The 4,132-nt window shown below is 66.4% G+C and carries 3 protein-coding genes; all 3 read right to left on the bottom strand.

The window, feature by feature from the left end:
* Positions 1-170: 170 nt before the first annotated feature.
* The 3 genes from ACIRFH_RS36420 to ACIRFH_RS36410 all read right to left on the bottom strand — a co-directional run bounded on the left by ACIRFH_RS36420 (position 171) and on the right by ACIRFH_RS36410 (position 3,977).
* Positions 171-731 carry a hypothetical protein gene (locus ACIRFH_RS36420; protein ID WP_403530834.1) on the bottom strand — a complete coding sequence of 187 codons (561 nt, stop codon included), beginning with the start codon at positions 729-731 and terminating at the stop codon, positions 171-173.
* A 69-nt stretch (positions 732-800) separates the two neighbouring features.
* Positions 801-3,062 carry a hypothetical protein gene (locus ACIRFH_RS36415; protein ID WP_403530831.1) on the bottom strand — a complete coding sequence of 754 codons (2,262 nt, stop codon included), beginning with the start codon at positions 3,060-3,062 and terminating at the stop codon, positions 801-803.
* A gap of 276 nt (positions 3,063-3,338) precedes the next feature.
* Complete coding sequence (locus ACIRFH_RS36410) at positions 3,339-3,977, bottom strand: ISAs1 family transposase (RefSeq protein WP_403530837.1); 639 nt, start codon at positions 3,975-3,977, stop codon at positions 3,339-3,341.
* Positions 3,978-4,132: the final 155 nt, after the last annotated feature.

Here is a 4,132-nt window from a genome sequence, read left to right as displayed (position 1 = left end):
AAGGACCCCTTACGCCCAATGGCCCGCGGCAGTGTCGGGCACCGGAGACCCCTTGGGCGCTTCGGGCGGCGAGACTGGACCGCGCGTGCCCGGCACGCCGCGTGGGTACGGATCATGGCCGCGCAGAACCCAGGTGGCTCCGCCACCGTTGCTCGAACAATGTCCACCGCTCAGCTGTCACAGCCATCGATGTCGTCGTCACAACCCTCCACCGCATCCCGGGCGATGGTGTCCAGGCGCCACAGGATCAGGCCGGTGCCGTTCTTGACCGGGTCGACCTGTGCGGTGAACGGCTCACCTGCAGGGATATTGAACTGGTCAGCTTCCCGGTCCCCGCACTCGATCCCGTACGCCTGCTCCTGATCGCCCCGCGACAGGGTGAGGGTGAGTTCCCCGATCCCGTCCGTGTCACAGGTGATGCTGAGGAGGTACGGCCGGTCGCCGTGCGCGGTGTGCTTCTTGTCCATGCCGCTCGCGACAAACGCGCTCGCGGTGTCGACGAGTTCCGGACGCGCGTCGCTGTCCGACGCCGCCTTCAGAGCATGCTCCGCCCGCCGCATCGCGTCGTCCGGCTCCCAGGCCCGGCTGCCGTCACCCGCCGGATCGCTCTGCTGGACGGCTGGAGCCGACGACCGGTCCGTCGCACCGCTCGGCTCCTCGCTCGCTTTGGAACAGCCGGTGAGCAGACCGATCGCCGCGACGCAGATCGGCAGGAAGTGACGTATACGCATGTATCCACCGTAGGTTCGGGGCCGGCGGCGGGGCTGTCGCCCCGCCGCCGGCTCAACGCGGGTTGTTGCTCACTTGTCTGCGGAGATCCGCCGGAGCAGACCGGGGCCGCACACCGAGTCGCAGGACTCCTCGGCGGCTGTCTCCTCTCCGGCAAGGCGACCGCTTGGCTGCCCGCGACGGAACGCCGAGCCCTTGGCGGGCGGGGGCACGAGCTGGTACTCCCGGCCCAGTGCGTCGGCCTGGGTGTTTCCGTAGACCGTCACCTCTCCGTCGGACCAGCGGACGAAGAGGTCGTCCTCCCACAGATTGCCGCCGAATTCGCCGGGCACAAGGATGCGGGAGTGGGTCCACAGCTGGTTCGCGGGCTTGAGCTTCCGCTCTCTCTTCAAGCTGTTGGCGCCGAGGTCCTCGTACACGGTGAGTTCACCGTCGGACCAGCGGACGAGCAGGTCGAAGTCGGAGTTGGTGGTCCCGTCGAAATCGCCGCCCGCGATGATCGTGGCATGGTTCTTCCACAGGGCGTTGGGGACCTGGAGCTGCTGCTCGACGTGGAAGCCCGTGCCGTCGACGTTGGTGTACTTCGTCACCTCGCCGTCGACCCAGCGCACGACCACGTCGTCGGGCCACTTGTTGCCGCCGAACTTGCCGGTCGCCAGACCCTTGGCGTACTTCCATGCCGAACCGGCAGCGGCGATCTTGGTCTCGTTCGCCGGGTGCTGATCGGCTGCGGTCGGCAGTTTCGTCCTCTCATCGATGTCCTTGTAGATCGTGACTTCGCCGTCGCTCCACTTGACCATCAGGTCGAAGGCGTCGGAGCCGGTGTAGTCGCCCGCGGTGATGACCTCGGCGTGGTCCGCCCACAGCTTGTTGGGCTTCGCCAGTTGGGTCTCGCAGGGCTGGCCGGCAGTGCAGCCGGTGTAGAAGCCCTGTGACTGGTCGCCCGGGTACAGCGTGACCTCTCCATCGGACCACTTGACGATCAGGTCGCCGTCCTTCGTCTTCTGCGAGGACGTGTGGAACTGGCCGGTGGCGGCGGCTTCGGCATGTGTCCAGAGGTTGGCGTCGCCCATGCCGTCGATCCCGGTCGGCTGGTCCGGTGCGTAGTCGTTGACCGCCTGGTTATACAGGCGCACCACGTCGGCGTCGAACTGGGAGGAATAGGAGACGTTGTCGAACTTTCCGCCCGTTTTGTATCCGCCGATCACACCGATGACATCTCCCCGTTTGCCATCGAAGTTCCGCAGGAACGGACCGCCGGAGACACCGGGGGCAAACCCGTCGCAGGCTATCTCCAGGAAGCGGCCCTCGAACTCTTTGGTGGTGGTCGAGGGGCAAACGAGCGGCGACTTGGCCCCTCCCGGAAAGCCGATCAGGGACACGCTCTTCTGGTTCAGGTTCCCGGAGGCAGGCAGCGTGGTGAGTTGGTTACCCATCCCCGTAGCATTCTCCAGGAACTGGCCCTTGGAGTTCGGGCCGGTCTTCAGGAATGCGAAGTCGAGGTCGTCCGCCTTCACCGTGCCCTGGGACAGATAGCGCCCGTCGATCCAGATCTTTCCCTTCTTGATCGGGAAGATTCCGTACGGTGCGATGCCTTGGGCCTTGTTGTTCGGGTCGACCTTCCATCCCGGGGCGAAAGCGAGATTGCGGAACCGGTCGTTGTCATTGAGGCAGTGCGCGGCACTGAGCACCAGTGACTTGGTGGGCGAGGCCACCGACGAGGCGGAACAGAACTGGTCGCGCTTGCCCGGATCCGACTGCGGGTCGTCGTCCTGGCTGATCAGGAAGACACCCGCAGTGGCCACACCGTTGTTGTCGACGTGCGAGGGAGACCTCATGAGGTCGCGCAGCGTCGGCGAACTCTCAACACCCTTTTCCGGATTGGCGGGCACCGCATCCGCGATGCGCTCCGGCGTCCAGTATGCCTCCGCCCTCTTCGCCTCCGCGATCTCTTCGGGTGTTGCTTGCAGCCAGTCATCCGGCGTTGCGGGTTCCTTGGGCGTGGGGGAGCCCTCCGGCATCGCCGTCGCGGGGTCCTCCGGCTTCGGCGTGTCCGCCTCGGGACTAGGAGAAGGGGTTGCCGGAACAGTGGGTTCCTCCTTCGTCTCATCCGTCGGCCGGGCCGTGGACGGGGTACCTGAGGGCACGGGGGAGGCGTCGTCCCCGGTGCCCGGAGTCCCAGAGGAGCCGGACGGCGTTGCGGTCGGTGCGGCCGGAGTCGGCGCGGCCGATGCCACGCCGGGCGAGGCAAGCAGGATCGCCGCGGCCGCGCCGAGCGCAGCAAGACGAACGTGCGCTGGTATTCGGTGATGCATCAAGTTCTTTCTGGTCATTCGGCACTTGTGGTCTGCGCAGGTCACTCTCGTGGCCCGCCGCGCGCTCGGCGAAGCAGGGCGTTGGGGCGGTGGTGAGTCAAGACTCCTCGGGTGTTGTCGTGAACCTCCTTTCGTTGTCTCCGTTTTGCTGGTGGTACATCAGGTCATCCGCTGGTGTTGCCTCAGTTCAGAGGGGCATTTCCGTTCGGCGGTTGCCCGTTGCTCACGCATTCTTTACCGTGCCCTCACGGTCGGCAGGGGCTTCGGCGTAGTCGCGTGACGCCCTGTTTGTGATCACTTGAGGCCGAGGAGTCTGAGCGGGCGACGGGGGTCGCGAGCGTTGTGGCGGAGGCTGGCCGCGATGTTCTTCGCTCCGGCGACCCGGAGGGCTCCGATGGCGAGGTTGCGCCAGGTGGCCATGGCGCGGGGCGCGTTGCCGGTCCGCAGCTGGGAGGCGTCCTCGGCGAAGGTGGTGTCGCGGACGTGGTGCAGGGTCTCGATCTTCCAGTGGTCGCAGACGAGTCGGGCGAGCTGGGATGGGGTGGCCTGCTCGGCGGTCAGGCTGGTGACGGCGTAGACCGTCTTGACTGCGGTCTTGCCGGTCTTGCGGTCGGTGCGTCGCCGCTTGATCTGGATGGCCTGACGGGCTCCGGGGAAGAGGAGGTTGTTCACGGTGGCGACCTTGATCCGGCGGATCTCCGACCGGCCGTGGCCGGCACCCTTGGTGCGGCCTTGAAGCGGGATGTCTTTCCAGGGAAGGGACTTGAGCTGCCCGCGAAGCTTCTTCTGGTTGCCCTTGACGATCACGATGTAGTGGGCGGCGCGGCCGAGGAGGTACTCGGCGTGTTCGCGCTGGGTGTGCATGGCGTCGCTGGTGACCACGGTGCCGGCCAGGTCGGCGACGGTGTCCAGCAGCGGCTGGAAGCACGTGATCTAACCCGAAAATACCCTCCACCGCGGTCTTCCTCCCGAGGCCGGAGGCGTTGGACGTTCTACCTATGCGGTTTTCGCGGTGAGAGTCACCTCGTGGCCGAGAGCCTGGAGCTGACGTACGAGCCCTCTGGTCCGGGCGGCGGAATCAAGAACTC

The sequence above is a fragment of the Streptomyces sp. NPDC093586 genome (assembly GCF_044764905.1).
In the GTDB taxonomy this organism is placed as follows: Bacteria; Actinomycetota; Actinomycetes; order Streptomycetales; family Streptomycetaceae; genus Streptomyces.
Note: the sequence above shows the minus strand (reverse complement) of the source record. Positions and strands in the feature narration are given on the sequence as shown.

Bases quoted from the DNA above. Each gene is read 5' to 3' on its own strand.
- ACIRFH_RS36420 (WP_403530834.1), bottom strand. From the start codon at position 731: ATGCGTATACGTCACTTCCTGCCGATCTGCGTCGCGGCGATCGGTCTG.
- ACIRFH_RS36415 (WP_403530831.1), bottom strand. From the start codon at position 3,062: ATGACCAGAAAGAACTTGATGCATCACCGAATACCAGCGCACGTTCGT.